The organism is Streptomyces sp. GC420 (assembly GCF_009916105.1).
Classification (GTDB): Bacteria; Actinomycetota; Actinomycetes; order Streptomycetales; family Streptomycetaceae; genus Streptomyces.
In genome coordinates this window covers 1-2,910 of record NZ_JAAAXQ010000620.1, presented here as the reverse complement: position 1 = coordinate 2,910, position 2,910 = coordinate 1, and the positions used below count along the sequence as shown (strand labels likewise).

Here is a 2,910-nt window from a genome sequence, read left to right as displayed (position 1 = left end):
GTCCTGGACCGGGCGCCCTTCCCCTGCGCCACCCACCCGCCCGTCCTGCTCGACGGGGGCACCTACGACAACACCGGGTCCGAGGCCGTCGACAGCGAGCGCTACCGCGACGTCTTCCTGATGGTCCTCAACGCCGGCGGCCTGCTGCGCCCCGGCATGTACGGCCGCGTCCCCGTCGTCCGCGACCTGGCCCGCGCCAACTCCCTGCTGTACCGGCAGAGCACCGCCCTGCGGACCAGGGCGATCGTCGAGCGCTTCCAGCGCGGCCGCCCCTGCGGCGAACACGGCGAACTGCCCGCCGGAGCCCGCAGGGGCATCCTGGTCGGGCTGGCCACCGACTTCCCGGCCGACGACTCCAAACCGCTGCGCCGCTGGCGCGAGACGCACCCGGAGCTCCGCGAGTTCGACGGCCGGGACCTCGCGCTCGTGCCGACCGTCTTCGACCGGCTCGACGAGCGGCTGTGCCGTGCCCTGGTGTACCGCGGCTGGTGGCTCGCGGGCGCCGCCCTGGCGGCCTACCACCCCGAGCGCCTGCCGGACGCCACGGAGCTCGTCCCGCCGTGACCCGGCGCCTCCTCCGGACCCGCGAGGACCCCGGGGGGCCGAACGGTCCTGATGGGGGACCTGTGGGCCCTTTCCTAGATCCAATTCGTGCGGGACTCTGGAATCGGGAAAACCTGCCGGACCGGCCCGGGTCCTCACCCTCCAGGAGGTACGCACCATGTCCCGCACCGTCACTGTGGGTCTCGACGGCTCGCGCGAGAGTCTGGCCGCCGCCGAGTGGGCGGCGCGCGAGGCCGTGCTGCGCGACGTGCCGCTGAAGCTGGTCAACATCTGGGAGGCGGACCCCTTCATCCAGGCCCCCCTGCTCGGCAGGGAGACGGAGCAGCACTGGGCCGAGCGGATCCCCCGCGAGACCGCCGACCGGCTCCAGCGGCGCCACCCCGAGGTGGAGGTCGTGATCGAGCAGATCGCCGGCAAGCCGGGCACCGTCCTGCCGGAGCTGAACAAGGACTCCGAGGTGCTGGTGCTGGGCTCGCGCGGACTGAGCGGCGTCGCCGGATTCATGGTCGGCTCGGTCGGCATGGCCACCGTGGCGCACTCCGTACGCCCGGTCGTCCTGGTCAGGGCCGGCACTCAGCCCGAGGACGAGCACGCGCCCGCCTCCGACGGCAAGGCGACCGTCGAGACGCCGTACCGGCCCGTCGTGCTGGGCCTGGACCTGCGCAGCCCCGACGACACCGTGATCGAGTACGCCTTCGACGCGGCCGCACGCCGCAAGGCGCCGCTGGTCGTCCTGCACAGCTGGAACCTCCCGCCGTACTTCGCCTACGGCCTGCCGCCGGACCCCGAGCTGAACGCCCGCCTCGCCACCGGGGAGGCGGAGGAGCTCACCAAGGCCCTGCGCCCCTGGCGGCAGAAGTTCCCCGACGTCGAGGTCGTCGAGCGCTCCGAGCCCGGCAAGGCCGCCGACCAACTGGTGGAGGCCGCGCGGGACGCCTCCCTGGTGGTCGTGGGCCGCCGCCACCGCCGCTCCGGTCTCGGAGCGCACACCGGCCCCGTCACCCACGCCGTTCTCCACCACGCGACCGCGCCCGTCGCCGTAGTCCCCCACGACTAGCCGCCGTGACGACTTCGGGGAGTGAGCCGAAGAGGCGCGCCCGCGCCGGAAGGGAGAACGCGCACAGGCCGCGAGGAACGAGCGGCCGAGCACGATCGTCCGTCGGCACAGGCTTCGGCGCCCCGGAGGCGAACCGAGCCGCGGGAAACAGGTGACTGACCCGGCCGGCCGCGCGGGCCGGCCGCCTGTCGTCCGCCGAGCGGAAGGAAGAAGGTGAGGACAGTGGAGCTGCCCCTGATCGTGGGTGTGGACGGGTCCGAACCGAGCCTGCGCACCGTGGACTGGGCGGCCGACGAGGCCGGCCTGCACGGCGTACCGCTGAGGCTCGTGTACGCCTCGATGTGGGAGCGCTACGAGGGCTCCGCCCTCGCCCCGGCGGTGGGCCGCCCCACGGAGCAGGATCTGGCCGAGAGCATCGTCTCCGTCGCCGCGGAGCGGGCCCGTCGCCGCAACCCGGATCTCAAGATCTCCACGGAGGTCCTTCCGGAGGAGGCGGTGACCGCTCTGCTGAACGAGGGCCGCAACGCCTCCGCCCTGCTCCTGGGCTCCCGGGGCCGCAGCGGCATCGCGGAACTGCTCCTCGGCTCGGTGTGCCTCTCGGTCGCCGCCCGCGCCGACTGCCCGGTGATCGTGATCCGCGGCAACCACGACACCAAGGGCGACGTGCACCACCGGATCGTCCTCGGCATCGACGAACCGCCGGAAGGCCGGGCGGCCGTGCGCTTCGCCTTCGAGGAGGCGCAGGCCCGCGGCGCGGCGCTGCATGCCGTACGGGCCTGGCGCAGCCCGGCGCACGAGGCCATCGACCATCCCCTGCTCACCGGGGAACCCGGCCGCCGCTACGAGTACCGGGCCGTGGAGATCCTCGAGACGGCCCTGGAGGAGGCCGCGGCGGACCACCCCGGCGTCGACCTGCACCGGCGGACCGTCGAGGGCCCGGCCCGCAAGGCGCTGCTGGCCGCATCCGACAACGCCGACCTGCTGGTCGTCGGGGCGCAGCGACGCCCGGGGCACTTCGGGCTTCAGCTCGGCCCGGTGTCCCACGCCGTACTGCACCACTCGTCCTGTCCCGTGGCCGTCGTACCGCAACGGTGATCTGCGACGCTGGGTATACGGAGCACCACCCGCGAACGCGAACCGATCCGGACTGTGAGGTGATGCCGAGTGGAACCGGCGCAGCAGACCACCGCCGTGCCCCGCCCGCTGCGGGGCACGGCGGCTGTCGTCCTCGACACCGACGGAGTGATCACCGACTCCGCGCGGGTGCACGCCGCCGCCTGGAAGGAGGC

The 2,910-nt window shown here is 73.8% G+C and carries 2 protein-coding genes and 2 pseudogenes; all 4 read left to right on the top strand.

All coding sequences use genetic code 11. The annotated features are described in order from the left end of the window. Positions 1–564: pseudogene (locus GUY61_RS36975) on the top strand (patatin-like phospholipase family protein); the annotation flags it as partial. Positions 565–721: 157 nt separating this feature from the next. Beyond that, positions 722–1,621 carry a universal stress protein gene (locus GUY61_RS36970; protein WP_166634671.1) on the top strand — a complete coding sequence of 300 codons (900 nt, stop codon included), beginning with the start codon at positions 722–724 and terminating at the stop codon, positions 1,619–1,621. A gap of 222 nt (positions 1,622–1,843) precedes the next feature. Beyond that, positions 1,844–2,716 carry a universal stress protein gene (locus GUY61_RS36965; protein WP_166634672.1) on the top strand — a complete coding sequence of 291 codons (873 nt, stop codon included), beginning with the start codon at positions 1,844–1,846 and terminating at the stop codon, positions 2,714–2,716. A 69-nt stretch (positions 2,717–2,785) separates the two neighbouring features. Then, positions 2,786–2,910, top strand: a pseudogene (locus tag GUY61_RS40990) (hydrolase); the annotation flags it as partial.